22 protein-coding genes are annotated in these 20,763 nt (G+C 66.1%); 13 read left to right on the top strand and 9 right to left on the bottom strand.

What is annotated here, in order from left to right:
• Positions 1 to 8: 8 nt before the first annotated feature.
• Both AC3A3G_RS06665 and rpsD read right to left on the bottom strand, forming a co-directional pair.
• Complete coding sequence (locus AC3A3G_RS06665) at positions 9 to 389, bottom strand: hypothetical protein (protein WP_487487812.1); 381 nt, start codon at positions 387 to 389, stop codon at positions 9 to 11.
• A 144-nt stretch (positions 390 to 533) separates the two neighbouring features.
• Complete coding sequence (gene rpsD / locus AC3A3G_RS06660; protein WP_003169687.1) at positions 534 to 1,151, bottom strand: 30S ribosomal protein S4; 618 nt, start codon at positions 1,149 to 1,151, stop codon at positions 534 to 536.
• Positions 1,152 to 1,401: 250 nt separating this feature from the next.
• Here rpsD and AC3A3G_RS06655 point away from each other — a divergent pair, with 250 nt between their 5' ends.
• The gene (locus AC3A3G_RS06655; RefSeq protein ID WP_003168750.1) at positions 1,402 to 1,590 is read left to right on the top strand and encodes a hypothetical protein; all 189 of its coding nucleotides are present in this window, start codon (positions 1,402 to 1,404) and stop codon (positions 1,588 to 1,590) included.
• A gap of 66 nt (positions 1,591 to 1,656) precedes the next feature.
• Positions 1,657 to 1,854: a hypothetical protein gene (locus tag AC3A3G_RS06650; protein WP_003168749.1), complete on the top strand. Its 198-nt coding sequence runs from the start codon at positions 1,657 to 1,659 to the stop codon at positions 1,852 to 1,854.
• Here AC3A3G_RS06650 and AC3A3G_RS06645 read toward each other — a convergent pair.
• From AC3A3G_RS06645 to AC3A3G_RS06635, 3 genes are all read right to left on the bottom strand, one after another.
• Complete coding sequence (locus AC3A3G_RS06645; protein ID WP_003168748.1) at positions 1,845 to 1,967, bottom strand: hypothetical protein; 123 nt, start codon at positions 1,965 to 1,967, stop codon at positions 1,845 to 1,847. The two genes, AC3A3G_RS06650 and AC3A3G_RS06645, sit on opposite strands and share 10 nt — an antisense overlap.
• Entirely contained in the window at positions 1,967 to 2,926 is a 960-nt protein-coding gene (locus AC3A3G_RS06640) for an IS481 family transposase (RefSeq protein WP_003168747.1), read from the bottom strand. Before AC3A3G_RS06640 ends, AC3A3G_RS06645 begins: the two co-directional genes overlap by 1 nt.
• A gap of 218 nt (positions 2,927 to 3,144) precedes the next feature.
• Positions 3,145 to 3,786, bottom strand: a complete 642-nt coding sequence (locus tag AC3A3G_RS06635; protein WP_138140894.1) for a TetR/AcrR family transcriptional regulator — start codon at positions 3,784 to 3,786, stop codon at positions 3,145 to 3,147.
• A 66-nt stretch (positions 3,787 to 3,852) separates the two neighbouring features.
• On the opposite strand from AC3A3G_RS06635, the gene AC3A3G_RS06630 reads away from it, so the two are divergent.
• The 4 genes from AC3A3G_RS06630 to AC3A3G_RS06615 are packed head-to-tail and all read left to right on the top strand — an operon-like array spanning position 3,853 to position 8,604.
• A complete protein-coding gene (locus tag AC3A3G_RS06630; protein ID WP_314431217.1) occupies positions 3,853 to 5,277 on the top strand; it encodes a TolC family protein in 1,425 nt (474 codons plus the stop codon).
• On the top strand, positions 5,274 to 6,326 hold the full coding sequence (locus AC3A3G_RS06625; protein ID WP_017505076.1) for an HlyD family secretion protein: 1,053 nt from the start codon (positions 5,274 to 5,276) through the stop codon (positions 6,324 to 6,326). Before AC3A3G_RS06630 ends, AC3A3G_RS06625 begins: the two co-directional genes overlap by 4 nt.
• Positions 6,323 to 7,486: an ABC transporter permease gene (locus tag AC3A3G_RS06620; protein ID WP_003166883.1), complete on the top strand. Its 1,164-nt coding sequence runs from the start codon at positions 6,323 to 6,325 to the stop codon at positions 7,484 to 7,486. Before AC3A3G_RS06625 ends, AC3A3G_RS06620 begins: the two co-directional genes overlap by 4 nt.
• Positions 7,483 to 8,604, top strand: coding sequence for an ABC transporter permease (locus AC3A3G_RS06615; RefSeq protein WP_017505077.1), 1,122 nt, complete (start codon positions 7,483 to 7,485; stop codon positions 8,602 to 8,604). Before AC3A3G_RS06620 ends, AC3A3G_RS06615 begins: the two co-directional genes overlap by 4 nt.
• Positions 8,605 to 8,635: 31 nt before the next feature.
• On the opposite strand, the gene AC3A3G_RS06610 is transcribed toward AC3A3G_RS06615, so the two are convergent.
• The 3 genes from AC3A3G_RS06610 to AC3A3G_RS06600 all read right to left on the bottom strand — a co-directional run bounded on the left by AC3A3G_RS06610 (position 8,636) and on the right by AC3A3G_RS06600 (position 12,322).
• Positions 8,636 to 9,382, bottom strand: coding sequence for a transporter substrate-binding domain-containing protein (locus AC3A3G_RS06610; protein ID WP_487487811.1), 747 nt, complete (start codon positions 9,380 to 9,382; stop codon positions 8,636 to 8,638).
• A gap of 91 nt (positions 9,383 to 9,473) precedes the next feature.
• Positions 9,474 to 11,918, bottom strand: coding sequence for a heavy metal translocating P-type ATPase (locus AC3A3G_RS06605; protein WP_314136027.1), 2,445 nt, complete (start codon positions 11,916 to 11,918; stop codon positions 9,474 to 9,476).
• Positions 11,919 to 11,953: 35 nt separating this feature from the next.
• On the bottom strand, positions 11,954 to 12,322 hold the full coding sequence (locus AC3A3G_RS06600) for an oleate hydratase (protein WP_224762136.1): 369 nt from the start codon (positions 12,320 to 12,322) through the stop codon (positions 11,954 to 11,956).
• A 63-nt stretch (positions 12,323 to 12,385) separates the two neighbouring features.
• Here AC3A3G_RS06600 and AC3A3G_RS06595 point away from each other — a divergent pair.
• The 6 genes from AC3A3G_RS06595 (at position 12,386) to AC3A3G_RS06570 (ending at position 19,413) form a co-directional block, all read left to right on the top strand.
• Positions 12,386 to 13,143, top strand: a protein-coding gene (locus tag AC3A3G_RS06595; protein WP_112862666.1) for an IS5 family transposase whose coding sequence is annotated in 2 segments (ribosomal slippage) — positions 12,386 to 12,707 and positions 12,707 to 13,143 — 759 coding nt in all. Because the reading frame shifts where the segments join, the coding sequence is not laid out codon by codon here.
• Positions 13,144 to 13,433: 290 nt separating this feature from the next.
• A complete protein-coding gene (locus AC3A3G_RS06590; protein ID WP_138140892.1) occupies positions 13,434 to 14,696 on the top strand; it encodes an IS1 family transposase in 1,263 nt (420 codons plus the stop codon).
• 61 nt (positions 14,697 to 14,757) lie between these two features.
• Positions 14,758 to 14,970, top strand: coding sequence for a hypothetical protein (locus AC3A3G_RS06585; RefSeq protein ID WP_035284356.1), 213 nt, complete (start codon positions 14,758 to 14,760; stop codon positions 14,968 to 14,970).
• Positions 14,971 to 15,048: 78 nt separating this feature from the next.
• Positions 15,049 to 15,747: a hypothetical protein gene (locus AC3A3G_RS06580; RefSeq protein ID WP_003168014.1), complete on the top strand. Its 699-nt coding sequence runs from the start codon at positions 15,049 to 15,051 to the stop codon at positions 15,745 to 15,747.
• Between the two features lie 181 nt (positions 15,748 to 15,928).
• A complete protein-coding gene (locus AC3A3G_RS06575) occupies positions 15,929 to 18,547 on the top strand; it encodes a TonB-dependent receptor (protein WP_200215675.1) in 2,619 nt (872 codons plus the stop codon).
• A gap of 59 nt (positions 18,548 to 18,606) precedes the next feature.
• Positions 18,607 to 19,413 carry a hypothetical protein gene (locus AC3A3G_RS06570; RefSeq protein WP_200215674.1) on the top strand — a complete coding sequence of 269 codons (807 nt, stop codon included), beginning with the start codon at positions 18,607 to 18,609 and terminating at the stop codon, positions 19,411 to 19,413.
• Between the two features lie 75 nt (positions 19,414 to 19,488).
• Here AC3A3G_RS06570 and AC3A3G_RS06565 read toward each other — a convergent pair whose 3' ends face one another.
• Entirely contained in the window at positions 19,489 to 20,103 is a 615-nt protein-coding gene (locus tag AC3A3G_RS06565) for a superoxide dismutase (protein WP_087140962.1), read from the bottom strand.
• 175 nt (positions 20,104 to 20,278) lie between these two features.
• On the opposite strand from AC3A3G_RS06565, the gene AC3A3G_RS06560 reads away from it, so the two are divergent.
• Positions 20,279 to 20,458: a hypothetical protein gene (locus AC3A3G_RS06560; RefSeq protein WP_125902122.1), complete on the top strand. Its 180-nt coding sequence runs from the start codon at positions 20,279 to 20,281 to the stop codon at positions 20,456 to 20,458.
• The last annotated feature ends 305 nt before the right edge of the window (positions 20,459 to 20,763 follow it).

Raw genomic sequence — 20,763 nt, 5'->3', positions numbered from 1 at the left:
CAGTCCCCTTACTGCGCTACGCCCTGATCGCCGTTCATCAGATAGGGGTTATTGACCACGACATTGGCGCCGGCCGGCAGGCCCAACTCTTCAAAGGTCCACTGGATCTGGACCCCGTCCTTGACCGGGCGGGTGCAGACGTCCTCGCCCATGCGGCGCAAGGTGATCACCGCCGAGTCCTTCAACTGGGTGATGAAGGGCTTCACGTCGCTCTTGTCGGTGCAGCCGTTGGAGCTGACTCGGAATACGGCGAGGTCGCGGGTGAAGGCGGCGGCGTGGATCGGTTCCAACTGGCCCGGCATGCCTTCGGTTCGCACCAGTTCGCCGGGCGCATGAGCGCAAGCGGCGAGCCCCGCCGCAAGAACGAAGCCGAAGAAGACGCGTCTCATGTTCGGCCTCCCTCGGCGCGATGCTGGCAACAATTCATATTGCGCCCGTTCGGTCCGAAAGTGAACCGGAAAGGCCTCAATCCAGACAAAGAAAGGCCCCGACGATGTCGGGGCCTTTCCATGAACCAGAAAGGTCCGTCGAACTTACGAGGAGTAGTATTCGACGACCAGGTTCGGCTCCATCTTCACCGGATAGGGCACGTCGGACAGTTCCGGCACGCGGCCGTAACGGACCGAGAAACCACGATCGCCCAGTTCCAGATAGTCAGGCAGGTCGCGCTCGCTCGACTGCTGGGCTTCGAGCACCAGAGCCATGTTGCGCGACTTTTCCTTGACCTCGATGACCTGGCCCGGCTTGACGCGGTACGAACCGATGTCGACCTTCTTGCCGTCGACGGTCACGTGGCCGTGCGAGACGAACTGGCGAGCAGCCCAGACGGTCGGCACGAACTTGGCGCGGTAGACGATGGCGTCCAGACGCGATTCCAGCAGGCCGATCAGGTTTTCCGAGGTGTTGCCCTTACGACGAGCGGCTTCGGCGTAGGTCGCCGCGAATTGCTTCTCGGTGATGTTGCCGTAGTAGCCCTTCAGCTTCTGCTTGGCCTTCAGCTGCAGACCAAAGTCAGAGACCTTGGACTTGCGGCGCTGGCCGTGCTGGCCGGGGCCGTAGGAACGCTTGTTGACGGGAGACTTGGCGCGACCCCACAGGTTTTCACCCATGGCCCGGTCGAGTTTGTACTTGGCGCTATGGCGCTTGGACATGTGTCACTCTTCATCATGATGCGGCCCGGCTGCTCCCCGATTGGAGCGGCGATCTCAACGGCGGTTCACGCATCGTCCGTAGTCAGTTCGCGCCTCGGGCGGAACCCGATGCGAGAAGGCCGGGCTTATGAAGGCGACGCGGCCGGGAGTCAATGTCGGCGGTCCCTCGGTGGTGACGTAGATGTTTTCGGGCGGTTGATAAGGCGCTGGGCGGCCTTCAGCGCTGGGGGGTGATCAACGGAGTTCGCCCATGCGCAGCCGCCCCCATTATATCCACTTCCGTCGTGGCCGTCAGCTTTTCGGCGTCCGGCGCGTGACGGCCGGAGACCGCCTCCAGTTCGTCGGTTCCCTGAACGGCATCGACTGCGGCACCTGGCCCACCAAGGAGGCCGCTGTGCAGGCGCTGCTGCGGCGCGCGGCGTCGAACGTGCCCTACTAGTCCTCTCGTGCTAAACTTGCGCCAGATGCTGTCACCAACCCGAGAACCCTCGTGAGCCGTCCTCCTTTGGACGAAGACGACGATGCGGTCGCCGCTGACGTCGCGCGTGCGATCCGCAGAATCTTGGTGGATCACGATCACCCGCTGACGCGGGATGAGGCGAAGGAACTGGAGGCTTTGAAGGCCAAGCTTCCGCGTCCGTCGCGTAAAACTATGCGCGACCTCGGTCGACGCCTGGCTATGCCCGAAGACCCTCAGGACTGACCGACTCCATCCGCGTGCTGGACCAAGGATGCGGTCGCCGGGTCATACTCATAGGCGGTGATAGTCTGGTTGGTGATCCGCTCCACCACCTCGTCGATGACGTGTAGCGGCACTAGGTGTTCAGTCCAGGCATCTGGTGGATCGGATTGACGATGAACCGGTCAGGCTCTGACGTCCAGATTCTGGCGATGTATTCGTAAGGCGTGAGACCGTTGAGGGTCTTGAGCCTTCGGGCGAAGTTGTAGGCGGCCATAAAGTCGGCGAGGTGCGTACGCAGTTCGTCGTGGCTGTCGTAGTGGAAGCGTTTGACGGTGGCGTCCTTGATGGTGCGGTTCATCCGCTCGACCTGGCCATTGGTCCACGGATGGTTCGGCTTGGTCAGCCGGTGCTCGATGTCGTTGGCTTCGCAGATCATGTCGAAGCGCATCTGTCGCGAGAAGGCGGTGTTGCGGTTGCGAGGCTGCTCGGCGAACTGGATGCCGTTGTCGGTCAGGATCGTGTGGATCTTGTACGGCACGGCCTCCAACAACTGTTCGAGGAACTCCCAGGCGGTTCGTCTGTCGGCCTTGTCGACCAGCTGGGTGACAGCGAACTTGCTGGTGCGATCAATGGCGACGAACAGATAGAGCCTGCCCTCGGCCGTCTGCAGCTCGGCGATATCAACATGAAAGAAGCCGATCGGGTAACGCTTGAAACGCTGCCGCTTCGGCTTGTCGCCTTCGACATCCGGCAGGCGTGAGATGCCGTGTCGCTGCAAGCAGCGGTGCAACGCTGAGCGCGTCAGGTGCGGGATGGACGGCTGCAGGGCGTAGAGGCAGTCGTCCAGCGGCAGCAGCGTGTGCCGCCGGAACGCGACGACCATCGCTTCCTCGGCTTCCGTCAGAACCGTCGAGCGCGGCTCCTTCGGCCCGGTCTTGCGATCCTCGACCGAGGTCCGCTTACGCCACTTCGCCACCGTCTTGGGGTTGATCCCCAACTCCCGGCTCAGCGTCGCGAGCGAAGCCTGCGATCGCTGTATTGCTGCTCGGACGGCGTGCGTGGTCGTGGCGCTCCCGTGACGAACCTGGCCCATATGGCTTCCTTCCATTCCAACGAAAGGATCACACCATCAAAGCCTGGGACCAAACACCTAGTCGGGCCGGGTGGACGCTATATCACCGGCGCCACAATCGACGTCAACGCCAGGCGCACCGCAGCGAGCGTGGTGTAGATGAACTTTCAGGTTCTTTAGAATAGGCCGGCATTGTGCGTGATCGGCTCACGTCCCTGAGGACCGGTCGCCGGGACTGTTCATGAGTTGATCGCGGATTTCGAGAACAGAAGATCGGCGAGGAGGGTCAACAATTCGCCGTCCTTTATTGTGGACGGTTCCAGTAGGCGCTGGAACATGGCGCCTTCGTGGACCGCCAGAATGAGGCGAGCGACGCGGGAAGACGCGTGGGGGCGGCTCGGCTCGATTCCCCTCCAGACACGGCCGACAGCCTCTTCGATAACCGAGAGGATGCGATTCTGCCGCGCGGCGTAATGGCTCGCCACCGCAGGGTTTCGTAGGGCGTGCAGACCGAAATCCGCCTGCAGCAGATACCAACTGCGGTCGAAGGCGTAGTCGGCGATGAACGCCCTGACGAAGTTCTCCGCCGCGGGTCCCGGTCTGGACAGGGCCGACGCAATCGAGATCTCGAGATGCCGTTCCAGCCGTTCGATCGTCCGATCGTAGATGGCGAAAAACAGCTCCTCCTGGGACCGGAAATTGGAGTTGTACGCGCCCCGGCTCAATCCGACCCGATCGCAAATGTCCTCCTGTGTCGCCCCCTGGAAACCGCGTTCGGCGAAGGCTTCCAGGGCGCCGTTGAGGATACGCTCGCGCGTCTGGGCACGCGTGGGACGGCTCCGGACAGGCCTTGGGCTCAAGAGAGCAGTCTTCTGAATCATTCGATACAGGTATGTATTGAGGTGGATCGATGTCAACGCTACGGTCGGCCAAGGAGAACCTCGCTCATGACCTTGCGACCTTCCATCCTGCTGGTCCTGCTGGTCCTGCTGATCTCGTCGACCTGTGCGGCCGCCTACGCTCCCGCATCCAAGGCCCAGATCTCTGACGCCAAAACCTCCGGCCTCCAGACCGTTGGTCCTTTGCCCCTGACCTATCGCGACGCGCAGGCCAGGCTCCTGCAACGCTCGGACGCCATCGAGGCGTCGGACGCCGATGTCCGCAGCCGGGAAGCCCAGGAAAACGCCGTAAGGACGCTGCGGCTGCCCACGGTGGAGTTCGAGGGCCAGATGATGCGGTATCAAAAGACCCTCTATCTGCCGCTGGGGCCCTTGGCGGATGTCGCTCAGGACTACGCCATCAGCGATCCGTTGCAGTTCCAGATGGAACGCGACAGCACGCGGCCGATCGTCACCGCCACCGTCCCGCTTTATTCCGGCGGCCGGATTCCGGCCGCCCAAGCGGCCGCTGAGGCTCAACTCGGCCAGTCCCGGGCTGAGCGCCAGATCGTCGTCGATAACGCCCTGTTGCAGATGACCGAACTCTATTTCGGGCAACAGTTGCTCACCCGGGTTCGGGACGTCCGCCGCGACGTCCTGGCGGGCCTCGAACGCCACCTGGCCGATGCGACGATTCTGGAGCGCGGAGGGTTCATCAGTCGCGCCCAGCGCCTGCAGGTGGAGGTGGCGCGTGACGACGCGGCGCGCGAACTGGAGACGGCCGAAGCCAATCTGGCCAGCGCGGACACGGCGCTCTCTGGGACCTTGAGGGCGCCGTCGGGGATCGATCCGGCTACGTCTCTCTTCGTGCTTCTCCGGCCGCTCGAGCCGCTGGAAACCTATCTGCAAGCCGCCTATCGCGCCCACCCGCAGCTGGAGCGGCTCCAGGCCCTGGAAGACCAGGCGGAAGCCGGTGTTACCGCCCAGCGCGCCGAGCTTCTGCCGACGGTCTATGGCTTCGCCCAGTACAACTTTGATCGTCGGGACACCTTGTTGACCGATCCGGACTGGTCCGTGGGGGTCGGTCTCCGTTACACCCTCTTCTCCGGCGTCGATCGCTCGCAGAACGTCCGCGCCGCGCGCGAGAAGGTCGCTCAGGCCCAGGCGGGGCTGCGCGAGGCGCAAAGCCAGATCGAGATCGGCGTGACCCGATCCTGGAACGACGCGGAAGCGGCCCGGCGGCGGTTCCAGAGAACCGACAGCGCCATCGTCGCCGCCGAGGAGAACCTGCGCGTCCAGATGGTCGGCTACCAGGTGCAGCAAACCACCTCGCTCGACGTCATCGACGCCCAACTCGGCGTCGGACGCGCGCGGATCCAGCGCGCCCAGGCCGCCCATGACTTCGTGGTCGCGCTCGCCCGCCTTCTTCATGTCAGCGGCCGGATCGAGGACATGCCCGACTATATCGACCAGGGCGAAAGGATCGCGCCATGACCGACACCCAGGACACGCCGACGCCGAACACGGAGCCGGGCGGGGAACGGGGCGACGCCGGACCGTCTCGACGGCGCCGAAAACTGCTGCCCCTCGGCATCGGGGCGCTGATCGTGGCGGGGCTCGGCGTCGGCCTCTGGCTCAGCTATCGGCCCGTTCCCGATCAGCTTCAGGGGATGGTGGATGCGCGGGAGCTTCGGATCACCAGCAAGGTGACGGGCCGGATCGCCGACTTCCATGTGGAGGAGGGGCAGCCGGTCCGGGCCGGCCAACTGCTCTACACCCTCGACAGTCCCGAGGTCGCGGCCCGCTCGGAACAGGCGGGCGGCGCCCTCGTCGCCGCCGAGGCCACGGCCGACAAGGCCGACGAAGGCGCGCGTCCGGAGGATATCCGGGCCGCGGAAGCGCAATGGCGGCGCGCGCAGGCGGCGGCGGATCTGGCCCAGACGACCTATGCCCGCACCCAGGAGATGTACGACCAGGGCGTGATCGCGGGGCAGAAGCGCGACGAGAGCCGGGCCAATGCGGTGGCCTCGACGGAGGCCGCCCGCGCCGCTCGCGCCCAGTATGACCTGGCGCTGGCCGGGGCGCGCCGACAGGATCGCCAGGCGGCCGGGGGACAGGTGCGGCAGGCGCGCGGCGCCGTGGCTGAGGTCGAGGCGGCGGAGCGCGAAACCCGGGTGCTGGCGCCGTCGTCCGGCGAGGTCGGCCGGCGGCTCGCCCAGCCCGGCGAACTGGTCCCGCAGGGGTTCCCGGTCTTCATGCTCACGGACATAGAGCATCCCTGGGTGACGCTCACCCTGCGCGAGGATCAGTTCAGCGGGATTCGACGCGGACAGACTCTGACGGGTCGTATTCCCGCTCTGGAGAACCGCACGGCCCGGTTCCGGGTGACCTTCATCGCTCCCGCCGGAGATTTCGCGACCTGGCGTGCGACCCGGCAGTCGAGCGGCTTCGACGTCAAGAGTTTCGAGGTGCGCGTCGCACCGGTCTCGCGCGTCGACGGGCTGCGGCCGGGCATGACCGTCCTGTTCGACTGGCCGCAATGATCGCGGCGTTTCTCGCCGGCGCCCGACGCGAGATCGCCTTTCTGCGCGGGAGCTTCTGGGATCTGTTCCTCGTCGTCTGGCTACCGCTGGCGCTTCTCGCCCTCGTCGCCGTGCAGATGTCGGCGGGGGTTATGCGCGATCTGCCGGTCGCCGTCGTCGACGCCGACGGCGGAAGCGTCGCTCGCGATCTGGTTCGACGTCTGGACGCCTCGCCCGGCCTGCACGTGGCGGCCCGCCCCAAGGATATGGCCGAGGCCGAGAGCGTGGTGCGGTCCAACCGCGCCTATGCGATCGTCATGCTGCCGCAAGGGCTCGAACGCGCGGTGCTGCGCGGCGAGGCGGGCAGGGTGCTGGTCTTCTACAACGCCAGCTACTCCACGCCCTCGGGGTCAGTGCTGCGCGAGGTCGGCGCCGTGATCCAGAGCCAGGCCCGGACCCTGGCCGCGCAACAGAGCGCGGCGATCCTCGGCCCGGGCCGGGTGCGGCCGGCGCCGATCCAGGTCCAGAGCCGCATCCTCTACAATCCCCAGGCCAGCTACGAGCTGCAACTGGTCGCCCTGATCCACCCGGCCTTGCTGCATCTGCTGTTCATGGTGGCGGTCGTCAGCGCCCTGGGACGCGAACTGCGAGACGGGACGATCGGCGGCTGGCTGGCCGGGCCGCCGCGCGAGGCCGCTGCGGCGGTCGTGGGCAAGATCGCGCCCTATGTGGCGATCTTTCTCGTCTGGGGCGCCCTGGCGACCATCTATCTCGCGGCGTTTCGCGGCTGGCCGGTTGAAGGCAGCGTCGGCCTGCTCCTGGCGGGCTATGTCGGCCTCTATCTCGCTTATGCGGGTATGGCCACGCTGATCGTCGGCCTGACGCTGTCCATGGGGCAGGCGCTGTCCATGACCGCCCTCTATGCGGGCGCCTCCTTCGCCTTCGCCGGGGCCGTCTTTCCAATCGAATCCGCTTCGGCCTTCGCGCGCGTCTGGAGCGCGCTTCTGCCCTACACCACCTTCGCCCGTCTCGTCGCCGAACAATGGATGATGGGCGCGCCCGCGGCGATGTCGGTCAACCTGCTGCTGATCCTGATGACCTTCGCGGTCGTGGGGTTCGGGCTGGGCCTGCCGCAATATCTGGCCGCCTCCCGCAAACCCGATGTCTGGGGGCGACGTTGATCGGCCGGGCCTTCATCGCGACGTTTCGCGCGGTCCTCGCCGACCGGTCGGCCTTCATGCTGATCGTGGTGTCGACGATCCTCTATTCCTTCTTCTACCCTTCCGCCTATTCCGGCGAGGTCGCCGTCCGGATCCCGGTCGCCGTGGTGGATCTGGACAACACCGGGGCCAGCCGTTCGCTGGTGCACAAGCTCTCGGGTCTGCAGCAGGCGGATCTCGTCGCCCGCCTGCCGTCGCCCGAGGCGGCGGACGACTGGTTGCGGACGAGAGGGGCGGGGGCGATCGTCGTCGTGCCTGCGGGGTTCGAACGTCGCATCCTGACCGGCGGGCAAGGGACGGTGGCCCTCTATGGCAACGGCGCCTATCTGCTGCGCAGCAGCACGGCGCTGGCCGGCATAGGCGCGGCGATCACGGCCGAGGCGGGCGAGGCCGCCGTCGATCAGGCGATGGCGCAGGGCGCGCCGGCGCCGCCGGCCCTGTCGGTGATCGCGCGCCCGCTGTTCAACACCCGCGAAGGATACGGCAGCACCGTCTTTCCGGGCGTCGGCTTCCTCATCATTCATCAGACGCTGCTGATGGGACTGGCGATGCTGGCGGCCACCCTGCGTGGCGAGGGGGGCCGGCTTCGGTTTGCGTCCCGTCGTCTCCTCGGCGTCGCGCTCGCCTTCTTCGTCATCGGCTGGATCGACGTCGCCTACTACGCCGGCTTCGTCTTCTGGTTCCAAGACTATCCACGGGCCGCCGCCGCGCCCGGAACGCTGATCGTGGCCGGCAGCCTCTTCGTGGCGGCGACGGTTGCAGCGGCGCTCGCCCTTGCGAGCGTCTTCCGCACCCGCGAGCGGCCCCTGCAACTGCTCATGGGCACCTCCCTGGTCATCTTCTTTCTCGCTGGACTGTCCTGGCCCGCGGAGGCGACGCCGACCTGGCTCGCCTTCCTCGCCCGACTGCTGCCCACGACGCCCGGAATCCATCTCATGGTCGGGGTGAACCAGATGGGGGCCGGCCTCGTCGAACAGGGGCGGGAGGTTCTCAACCTCCTGGGCCTCATCCTCCTTTACGGCGGCGTGGCGTGGTGGCGCTTCACCCGGCCGTCCGGAGCGCCCTCGACCGGAGCGTGAGCCACGGCGGGGAATGATCGCCCGCCGCCGCCTAGACCGGCGCCGGGCGTCCCGGACCGATCGCGAGGGCGGCGTCCTGTCCGCTGGCGACCAGCCTTCGGGCGACGAAGCCGGAGGCGACCAGATCTTTGAGAAGCGCCTCCAGGAAACCGCGCCCGTGAGGCCGCTCGCGGGGGAGGGCGACGGCCTGCTCGATGGCCTGGAAACTGTCCGGGAGCAGGCGGACGCCGGCCCGGTCGTGCGCCGCCGCCTCGAGCGTCTGGCGCACACCGGCGCAGACGTCTGCGCCGCCCTCCAGGAAGAGGGCGACTGCCGCCTGGGAGGAGGGCGTATGAATCCGTCGGGCCTGTTTCAGCGAGCGGTTGAGAAAGAGATCGTAGGCGGTGTTCAGGCCCGACGCGATCGTCACATCCGCGACGTCCACGTCGCGGACGGAGCGGAAGCGGGACTCGGAGGGAACCAGATAGGAGGCTTCGATCCGGACGTAGGGCGCGGTATAGTCCAGGACGGCGCGACGATCCGGATCGATTGCGAGGAAGGCGAGATCGCAGGCCTGATCCTGAAGCGCCGCCACCGCCGCCCCCGCCGTGGCGAAGTTCGACAGCTCCATCTCCACGCCGAGGCGCACAGCGATCTCCCAGGCGAGATCGACAGACACGCCGGCGAGAGCCCCGTCCGCCGCCCTCTGCGCCAAGACTGGATTGCCGAGATTGATCGCCACGCGCAACCGTCCCAGGGGCGCCAGTTCGGACCGGGTGATCTGCATCGACACGTCCATTGCCATCCTCAAGCGCCGCACCGTTTCGACCGGTCTGGCTGACGATAGGTGTTTGGTCCTCGCCGTTCCACTCCGGCGAGAGCCGCGTCCGTCATATCCTCGTGGTCCGCAGCCGAAGCGCATTGCCGATCACGCTGACCGACGAGAGAGCCATGGCCGCGGCGGCGATGACCGGCGACAGCAGCAGGCCGAACACCGGATAGAGCGCCCCCGCCGCGATCGGCACGCCGGCGGCGTTGTAGAGGAAGGCGAAAGCCAGGTTCTGCCGGATGTTGGCCATGGTCGCCCGCGACAGGCGCCGCGCCCGGACGATGCCGGTCAGATCGCCCCTCAACAGTGTCACGCCGGCGCTTTTGATCGCCACGTCCGTGCCCGAGCCCATGGCGATTCCGACATCGGCGGCGGCGAGCGCGGGCGCGTCGTTGACGCCGTCGCCCGCCATGGCGACCACCCTGCCTTGAGCCCTCAACCGTGCGACGACCGCCGCCTTCTGGTCGGGCAGCACATCGGCCTCGACGTCGTCGATGCCGAGCTCGCGGGCGACCGCCTCGGCGGTCGTGCGATTGTCGCCGGTCAGCATGACGATGCGGATGCCCTCGCCGTGCAAGGCCTTCAGCGCCGCCGGCGTCGTGGCCTTGATCGGATCGGCGATGGCGAAGACCCCGCCGAGCGCGCGGTCGATGGCGATGTAGATGGCGCTGGCGCCGTCGCGTCTCAGAGCGTCCGCCTCCCGCGCGAGCGCGGCCGTATCGACGCCGTGTTCCGCAAGGAAGGCCGCGCCGCCGAGAAGGACGAACTGCCCGTCCACAAGACCGGTCGCCCCCTGGCCGATCGGCGAATCGAAGTCGGACACCTCGGGTATCGGAATGCGGCGTTGTTCGGCCGCGGCGACGATCGCCCGGGCGAGCGGGTGCTCCGACGCCTTTTCCACCCCGGCGGCGAAGCGCAGGAGGGGCTCCTCGCCGAAGCCGGGCGCGGCGACGATCCGGACCACTGACGGCCGGCCTTCGGTCAGGGTGCCGGTCTTGTCCACCACCAGGGTGTCGACCGTCTCCATCCGTTCCAGCGCCTCGGCGTTTCGGATCAGAACGCCGCTGGCCGCGCCCTTGCCGACGCCGACCATGATCGACATCGGCGTCGCGAGCCCGAGGGCGCATGGACAGGCGATGATCAGGACGGAGACGGCGGCGATCAGACCATGGGCGAGGCGAGGTTCCGGCCCCCAGATCGCCCATGCCGTGAACGCCGACAGGGCGATGGCGATGACGATCGGGACGAACCATCCCGAAACCCTGTCCGCCATGCGCTGGATCGGCGCACGCGACCGCTGCGCATCGGCCACCATCTGGACGATCCGGGCCAGCATGGTGTCGCGCCCGACCTTTTCCGCGCGGATGATGAGCGCTCCCGTCTGGTTCAACGTGCCTCCGGTCACGGCCTGGCCGGCCGTGCGGGTGACCGGCATGGATTCTCCGGTCACCATGGATTCGTCGATCGACGAGCGCCCCTCCTCGACCACCCCGTCGACCGGCACGGTTTCGCCGGGCCGGATCCTGAGCCTGTCGCCGATGGCGACGGCGTCGATCGGCACATCCTCCTCCCGACCGTCCCGTCCGATCCTCCGCGCGGTCTTCGGTGCGAGGTCGAGCAAAGCGCGGATCGCGCCGGAGGTCTGTTCGCGGGCGCGCAACTCCAACACCTGGCCGAGCAGCACCAGAACCGTGATGACGGCGGCCGCCTCGAAATAGACCGGGACCGCGCCGTCGGCGGTGCGGAAGGCCCGGGGGAAGAGGTGCGGCGCCAGGGTCGCGACGACGCTGTAGACCCAGGCGACGCCTGTTCCCATGGCGATCAGGGTGAACATGTTGAGATTGCGGTTCGCCAGCGAGGCCCAGCCGCGTTCGAAGAACGGCCATCCCGCCCAGAGGACCACCGGCGTCGCCAGGACGAACTGAATCCAGACAGAGACGCGCATCGGCACGAGATGGTGCAGCGCCGGGACCAGGTGAGCGCCCATTTCCAGCAGAAAGACCGGAAGAGCCAGCGCCAGACCGATCCAGAACCGCCGCGTCATGTCGGCCAGCTCGGGACTTAGGCCGAGGTCCGCCGTCGCGACCAGAGGCTCCAGCGCCATGCCGCAGATCGGGCAGCTTCCCGGCGCGTCGCGGCGAATTTCCGGATGCATCTGACAGGTCCAGATCACGTCCATGGATGCCGACGCCGTGTTTCGGCTTGCAGGTTTTCCGTGCGGATGGGGGCGGGCATGCGGACGGTCATCGGCGCTCAAGGCGTTGTTCTGGCCGGCCGATGACGCATAGCGGTGCGGATCGGCAACGAACTTCGCCTTGCAGCCTGACGAGCAGAAGAAGAAGCGCCGACCCTCGTGCTCCGTATGAACGGCGGTCGCGGGATCGACCGCCATGCCGCAGACCGGATCGCGCAGGGGCGGGCCGGCCGGCGTCGCGCCGTCCGACCCCTTATGATGGTGATGTCGCCGGCCTGCGGCGAGGCCGCTGCGGCGATCGTCGTTGGTCATTCTTCACCTTCTTTCGCGACGACGTCGCGCTTCGCTCACTCCGATATCAGGTGAAACTCCTCGATCAGTTTCGCAATCTCGGTGCCTTCAAGCTTCTTCATCAGCAATTTGCGCAGGAAGGCGGGGCCGGGAACTTCTATGCCTTCGCCATCCCGAAGAGGCGTGATGGCGGCGAGCAGGGTCCGAATGTCATAGGTGGAGTTGAACACTTCCGGCACGCCGCGTTCGACATTCATCAACGTATAAACGGCCTCCATCGGCGTACGCACCGAATATTCGGTGGTGAAGATGCAGTCGCGTTGTCTGGATTCCGCGAACTGGCCAATGAAGGCGAAGTTGACCGCTCCCTCCGGCACCACGTCGGGCCGATCGCCGACCTGGCGCGGCATGAAGAAGGCGGTGATGTAGGCTCAGGACCCATTGAAGTGAGGCGTGCGATCTAATTCAGGCTCCTGAGGAGTCTGGATATGAGCGACCTGTATTGGCTGACGGACGAGCAGATGGCTCGGCTGGAGCCCTTCTTCCCCAAGAGCCACGGCAAGCCGCGCGTTGACGACCGCCGGGTATTGAGCGGGATCATCTTCGTCAACCGCAACGGCCTGCGCTGGCGGGATGCGCCGTCGGCCTATGGGCCGCACAAGACGCTCTACAATCGCTGGAAGCGGTGGAGCGAGGCGGGCGTCTTCGTCCGGATGATGGAGGGCCTGTCCGGCGCCCAGACCGAACGTCGGACTGTCATGATCGACGCGACCTATCTGAAGGCGCACCGCACGGCTTCGAGCCTCGCGGTAAAAAAGGGGGCCTCGGGCGGCTGATCGGACGCACGAAAGGCGGCATGAACACCAAGCTTCACGCCGTGACAGACGTCAACGGAAGGCCCATCAGCCTCTTCATGACAGCGGGTCAGGTCAGCGACTACATCGGCGCTGCCGCTCTCGTGGACAGTCTGCCCCGCGCCCAGTGGCTGCTGGGGGACCGGGGCTACGACGCCGACTGGTTCCGGGACGCCTTGCAGGCCAGGGGGATCACGCCGTGCATCCCTGGCCGCAAATCCCGGACCGAACCCATCCGCTACGACAAGCGACGCTACAAGCGGCGAAACCGGATCGAAATCATGTTTGGCCGCCTGAAAGACTGGCGACGGGTCGCCACTCGCTACGATCGCTGCCCGACCGTCTTCCTGTCCGCCATAGCCCTCGCCGCCACAGTGCTGTTCTGGCTATGAGTCCTGAGCCTAAGGGGAGGTCGAGCAGGTAGTGCAAGGCCATGCTAGATATTCTTTTGGACGGCGAAAGATTACTATTGTAATAACCCAATGTTAACCTAACTGGGTTGATACCAGTAAGGTTAACGTAGTATAGTGTCGACACTAGTGCAGTTTATACTTGACTTGAAGCCGAGATTTTGCTAGTGCCCCAGGTGTCGGAGCTACCCGACAGTGAAATCTGGAGCCTGCCATGATCAACCAAGACACTCAGAGGACTGCCGGCCCTGCCCCGTCAGCTACGGGGCTGGATGGCTAAACTCGATCGGCGCACGCGCCGCCAAATCCTTGCGAGCCTCTGCGAAGGGGTCTCCATCCGCTCGTGCGAGCGCATTTTCGACGTCGAGCAGAACTCTGTCGCCAAGTTGCTTGCTGACGCGGGCGATATGGCCATCACTCTGATGAAGCGCACCAAGGGCCTGATGGTCGAGACGATCCAGGCGGACGAACTCTATTCGTTCGTGGGCGCCAAGCAGGTGAACGTCGACAGGATGACCGTCCCCGTCGAGGGCGCCGGAACGGTCTGGGGCTATCTGGCCGTTTGCGCCAAGTCGAAATTGATCTTCAACTACCACCTCGGCGACCGCAGCTACCCTCATGCGAGGGCATTCATGCAATCGACGGCCGACAAGCTTCTGCGCGAGAACGCGGGCGGGCCCTTCGTCGTGCGGCCGAAGATCATTACGGACGGCCTGACGTCCTATGTCGACGCCGTGGGCGACGTGTTCGGGTCGTATGCCGATCACGGCGTCTACAAGAAGCGCTACCAGACCAAGGGTAAGGACGGCCAAACACTCCAGCGCAAGCGGTGCGTCGGCGCTGACCGGATCGTGCAGTCGGGCGAGATCGACGAGACTGACATCCACACCGCCTTCGTCGAACGTCAGAACCTGAACGTGCGGATGAAGAACCGTCGGTTCGGACGGCGCACTAACGCCTTCTCGAAGTCGGCAGAGCACCACGAGAGGCAACTCGCGCTCACGCTCGTCTATCAGAACTACTGCGTCGTGCCGGCTCCGAAGCGCCAGACCGACAAGAAGGGCAAGCCTCTCAAAGACGCGGAGGGCAACCCTTTGCCGTGGATCAAGCGCCTGACCCCGGCCATGGAAGCCGGCATCGCCGACGGCGTGTGGGAGGTCGACCATCTGCTCGACCTGACCGACAGCTTCACCGCAGAGCGGCGGCGTCAGGAGCGGCAGGCGAAGAAGGAAGCGGCCGAGCGCCTCAAGGCTCTCTTCTCGAAGCCGAAGGCTGACCAGCCCGTGCGCGCGCCCTTCTGGGTCTACGAGAGCAAGGTGCACCATCAGACGAAGGTGCACTCCCACGCGTGCAAGAACTGCAACGACGGTCGGGGCAAGGGAGGCAAGGGCGACACCAAGTCCGGTCGCTGGCTGGCCTGTGAAGACCTCGATGGCGCGAAGGCGTTGGCCGAAGCCCTCCAGCCCGACCGCAGCACGATCTGCAACATGTGTCTCGGCAGCTATCACACGCGCGGCTATCGTGATCCTCGCTGACCCTGGTGTGATCTGCGCGCCGGCTGCTACGCTTCGGGCTCAACAGATGACGGGGGTGGTGATGACGGTTCCGCAGAAGATCAACGACTACATCACCTCACTGCGGCCGCAGGCCGTCTGCAACAAGTGCGTCGCGCGCGGCACCGGGCTTTCGAATGACGGCGCGCATCCGGCGCAGGTCACGGGCGCGCTCGCAACGACCTCCGACTTTCGGCAGGAGATGGGGACCTGTTCGGTCTGCAAGCAAGCCAAAAAGGTCATCCGCGCGCTCTAGCTGGCTTGGCGCTTCGGCCGGTCGCCCCGCTACGCCGCACAGCCTTGCCCCGTGGGCGAACGCGGGTAGCTTGCGCTCATGGACGAATACACCGGCTTGGCGAAATGGGGACTACTGTGGGTCTTGGCCGGAGCGGTGCTCAGGGGGCTTCTCAAAGCGTCTGCCCGAACGTCGAGCGCACCGAGCCCGGTCCGGGAAGAGCGCGAGGCCGAGCATGAGCAAGGCACGCCCGGCTTGTTTGAGGGCCTCATATTCCCCGGCCAGCCGATCATCGCGCATGCGATCGAGACACTGAAGACGACCTTCGAGGCGGTTGGACCGAGGCGCCCCACTGGCGAGCAGCCCGCGTTCTATATCTACCTGACCGCCTTGGTTGAGGAGGCCTACAGGCAGACCTTCCGCGATGATCTTGGACTCGACTCAGGCAACCACGAGGCTTTCACCAATTCTCTCTTCGGCGCAGCGGACCAGGACTATGCGCGACGGTTCGGCCCTTGGCAGCCTGAAGAGGAGGACGACTTGAGTGAGGACTTCTTCGACGCCGTGGCCAGCGCCAGCCTCGATGTCGACGGGATGTGGTTCGACTATGCGGAAGAGCGAGATCGGGGAGGCGCTGATGGTGCGTGGACCCGGATGCTCCGTCGCCAGCACATGTCCGAATATGCGGACGAACTGGACGAGGAAGCGGCAGGCTTAGTAGCCAGCCGCATCGTCACGCTTCGCCAGCAGGACGAGCCCCTGGAGCAAGGCGTCAGCCCATCCGACGGCGCTTACTAACAATTGCCCGTTTGCTAAGTCACCACCGGTCCCTCCAGTCTTGGCGAATTCCGGTTCTGGATCACTCTTCGCCGAACGGACGCCAAACGGTGATGAAAGCCCCATCGAGCTGAAACCGTTTCGTCGCCGCTAAAGCCTAGCTCGCCCCCCGACATCAGTACCGCTTTCGGGGATTCCCAACATGACCTCTGTTCGCCGCGCCGCCGCCTGGCTGCTCGCCACCTCGGCCCTGTGCGCGCCGGCCCTCGCCCAGGCCCAGACTTCGGCCCAGATTTCGGCCCAGGCCGAAGGCCAGGACGCCGCCGTCGAGGTCAGCGAGATCGTCGTCACCGGCCAGCGCGAGGCCCAGCGCGCCGCCATCGCCGTCAAGCGCCGCCAGTTCGAGGTCATGGACGCCGTGTCGTCGGACGACATCGGCAAGCTGCCCGACCACAACACCGCCGCCGCCCTGCGCCGCATTCCCGGCGTCTCGATCATGGAGGACCAGGGCGAGCCGCGCTGGCCGATCCTGCGCGGTCTGGCCTCGACCTATAACCGCACCACCATCGACGGCGCCTTCGTCGGCTCGGTCGACGAGAGCGCCCGCACCGTGCCGATGGACATCGTCCCCTCGGTCATGGCCGGCCGTCTGGAGGTCATCAAGACGGTGACGCCCGAGAACGACGGCAACGCCATCGGCGGCGTCATCAATGTGCGCACCCGCAGCGCCTTTGACCGCAACGGCCCCTTCTTCGACGGCATGGCCTCCTACGGCGTCTATGAGCGCCACGGCGACGTGCGCAACGACGATCCGTCCTATCGCCTGAGCTTCGCCACCGGCCGCCGCTTCGGCGCCAACGACGAATGGGGCGTGGTGGTCGGCGCCTCGCACGAGCAGCTCGACTACGACATCCCTCAGGTCGAAGTCGCCGCGCCTTCGGTGCGCGAGTACGACGCCGACGGCAAGCCGGTGGACTCCGGCTCGGCGACCGGCAACGGCATCCAGGTTCCGACGCAGAACCGCCTGTTCTGGTACAACAACACCAAGCAGCGCTCGGGCCTGAACGGCAAGCTGGAATGGCGTCCGTCCAACACCTTCCGCTGGGAGGCCTCGGCCCTGTGGGCCAGCATGGAGGACGACGAGGAGCGCATCGAGTTCCGCACCGAGCCGAACGGCAACGTCTCGAACCAGACGCAGACTTCGGGCGTCTTCGCGACCGGACGCAACATCGTCGGCCTGAACCAGCCGATCACCCAGCGCGAGATCGGCCTGGTCCGCAGCGGATTCCAGTGGGACGCCACGAGCCAGTGGACGCTAGACGGCGACCTCTCCTACTCCAAGGCTTCGCTGGAGACGCCGAACACCTCGTATGAGTTCCGCACGGCGGCCCATTCGGACTTCGGCTTCAGCTACGACACGTCGGACTTCTTCCCGGTCTTCACGCCGACCGATCCGGCCGCCTTCCGCGACGCCTCGCTCTACAACCTGCAACAGCGCCGCGTGTCCCTGACCACCAGCGATGAAGACACGGTGCAGGCCCGCTTCAACGCCGCCTTCGACGACGGCGGCCATGAGCGGAGCCTGAAGATGAAGTTCGGCGGCCTGATCCGCTCCAGCGACCGTTCCTACGCCAGCAGCCGCACCGACCATAAGACCGCGCCCGGCTTCGCCTTCACCTTCGACGAGGTGGACGTGGCCGGCCCCAGCGAGTTGATCCAGGGCCGTTATGACCTGGGCGCCCGCATCGACGCCGGTCTGGCCGAGCGCTTCTTCGAGGCCAACCGCGACCGCTTCGTCGCCACGACCGCCCTGCCGACCGGCGACTATGACGTGACCGAAGACGTCTACGCCGCCTATGGCCAGGCCAGCTATCGCATCGGCGACGTCACCGTCCTGGGCGGGGTGCGCTACGAGAAGACCGAGGTGGAATCCCAGGCCGCCCGCAACACCGGCGGCGTCCTGACGCCCGCGCACAACCAGGGCGGCTATGAGAACTGGCTGCCCAGCGTCCACCTGCGCTGGGACGTGCGCGAGGACATGGTGGTGCGCGCCGCCTGGACCAACACCATCGGCCGCCCGGACTTCGGCTCCCTGGCCGCCAGCGAGAGCCTGAGCTTCGACGGCTCCCAGCCGACCCTGTCGCGAGGCAACCCCAATCTGGAGCCGCGCGAGAGCGAGGGCTTCGACCTGTCGTTCGAATATTATCCGACGGACGGCCTGATCTCGGTCGCGGTCTTCGCCAAGTCGATCGACAATGAGATCTTCACCCTCAGCTCCGTCCAGCGCATGGACGTGGGCCGGGGCATGGAGGACGTCCAGGTCTCCACCCCGATGAACGCCCAGTCGGCCGAAATCCGCGGGATCGAACTGGGCTTCCAGCAGGCCCTGACCATGCTGCCCGCGCCCTTCGACGGCTTCGGCGTCAGCGCCAACGCCACCTTCCTGGACACGGAGTTCACCTTCCTGACCTCGAAGGGCGAGCGCCACACCGGCCTGTTCCAGCAGCCGGACACCACCACCAACGCCTCGATCTACTATCAGCGCGGGCCGCTGGAGGCGCGGATATCGCACAACTACGTCGGTGGCTTCCTGGAGACGATCAACGACACCATCCCCAACGCCGATCAGTACTGGAAGGGCCGTCACCTGTATGACGCCTCGATCAGCTGGCGCTTCGACAACGGGGTGACGATCTTCGCCGAAGGTCAGAACCTGAACGATGCGGGCCGCCGCGAAGTGACCGGCCCGAACCAGGGCTATCTGCAAGAATCAGCCGAATACGGCCGCACCTTCTGGTTCGGCGTCTCCGCCAGCTTCTGATCCCCTTCAGGCCGCCTTCCAGACCGGAGGGCGGCCTTCCTGCTTCCAAAGGCCCCGCCATGCTGATTTCCACTCTCTCCCTTCTGGCCCTGAGCGCGCCCGACGCCGCGCCTCAAGCCGCCGCCCCGATCACCAGCCGTCTGGAAACCGTCCGGCGCTACGCCTCGGACGCGCGTCAGGGCGTGGCTGTCGGTCCCAACGACGTCTACGCCGTCTCCAACTGGTCGCTGACCCGCTACGACAAGGCCACCGGCGAAAAGCGCGCCGCATGGGCCGGAGAGCCCGCGCGCTTTCCCCACATCAACTCCTGCACCCTGATCGAGGCAGAGCTGGTCTGCGCCGCCTCCAACTTTCCCGCCACGCCCCACGTCAGCACGGTCGAGGTGTTCGACCCCGTCGACCTGCATCACAAGCGCACCGTCGCCCTGGGCCTGGGAACCGGCTCCCTGACCTGGATCGAGCAACGCGACGGCGTCTGGTGGGGGATGTTCGCCAACTATGACGGCCGCGGCGGCGAGGCCCCGCGCGATCACCGCCACACCACCCTGGTCCGCTTCGACGACCAGTGGCGGCGCACCGAAAGCTGGGCCGTCCCGGCCTCCATCCTGGAGCGGGTGGCGCCCATGAGCATCTCCGGCGGCGGCTGGGGGCCGGACGGGCGGCTCTACCTCAGCGGCCACGACCATCCCGAGCTCTATGTCGTCGCCTTCCCCCAGGGCGGCGGAACCCTGGATCACGTCGAGACCCTGGGCATGGAGGCCGAGGGGCAAGCGGTCGACTGGGACGAAAGCACGCCCGGCGTCCTCTACGGCATCACGCGCCGCACGCGCGAAATCCTGGCCATGCGTCTGCCGACCGCGCCCTGAGGCGCCGCCGACGGCCAAAGAAAAACGGCCCCGGAAGCGATTCCGGGGCCGTCTTCATTTCAGTCGAGAACCGGCTCAGCCCTTGGCGGCTTCGTACAGTTCATTGACCTTGTTCCAGTTCACCACCGACCAGAAGGCCTTGAGGTAGTCGACGCGGCGGTTCTGGTACTTGAGGTAGTAGGCGTGCTCCCACACGTCGGCGGCCAGCAGGACGGCGCCCTTCTCGGCCGCGTCGTCCATCAGCGGGTTGTCCTGGTTCGGGGTCGAAGTGACCTTCAGCTTGCCGTCCTGAAGGATCAGCCAGGCCCAGCCCGAACCGAACTGACCAGCGCCGGCGGCGTCGAAGTCAGCCTTGAACTTGTCCATGCCGCCCAGTTCGGCGTCGATCTTGGCGGCCAGTTCGGCCGAGGGCTCGCCCCCCGTGCCGACCGGGGCCAGCAGCTCCCAGAACAGGCTGTGGTTCCACACGCCGCCGCCGTTGTTGCGGATTGGCTTCGGCAGCTTGGACATGATCGCGAAGATGTCTTCCAGCGACTTGCCTTGCGCCTCGGGCGTGGCGTCGACGAACTTGTTCAGGTTGTCGACATAGGTCTGGTGGTGCTTGTCGTGGTGGAAGGTCATCGTCTCCTTGTCGATGGCCGGCTCCAGCGCGTCATAGGCGTAGGGCAGCGGGGGCAGGGTGAAGGCCATGGGAGACTCCTCTTTACGGCGTTTGATTCCTCTGGACCCTATCTAGGGCCGCGCGCGCCATACCCAAGCCTTCACCACGACCTTTGTTCAGTTTTCCCGTTTTTCTCGCATATCGGAACCGGAACAGGCTCGAACCGTTTGATCAGATCGCGTTGAAAACGGCTGAAAGCACGTCATGCCCGAACACGCCCGCCCGCTGCTGATGACGGACGCTGAGGTTGAGGCTCTGCGCCTACAGCTTCTCGAAGTGATTCCGCGTCTAGAACGACGCCACTTGCTGGAATTGGCCGACACCCTGCACGACGCCGCGCGCGAACGCCGCTGGAGCGACGACCGGCTGGACCTGAGAATCTGAACCTCTCAAAGCGCCAGCACGCCTCTGCAAGCCCAGCCGCTTGCGCTGCGCCCCAGGCCGAGCAAGATCGCGATCGGGATTGCAGGAGAGGATTCATGATGTTGCGATACTGCGCCGTCGCGGCGGCAGGGCTTACGCTTGCCGCCTGCTCTACTAGCCCGGCGCAAATGTTGAGGTCCGCTGACACTGCTGCCGCCAATGCGCAATGCCGGACCACGCCGCAGCCGGGCGGCGGCTCATCCACGAACTGCACCCTGTGAGAGCGGAGCACGACGACGACCACCACCACGACCGTTGGGCCGAAC

Source organism: Brevundimonas sp. Soil_N_31, from assembly GCF_057655995.1.
Note: the sequence above shows the minus strand (reverse complement) of the source record. Positions and strands in the feature narration are given on the sequence as shown.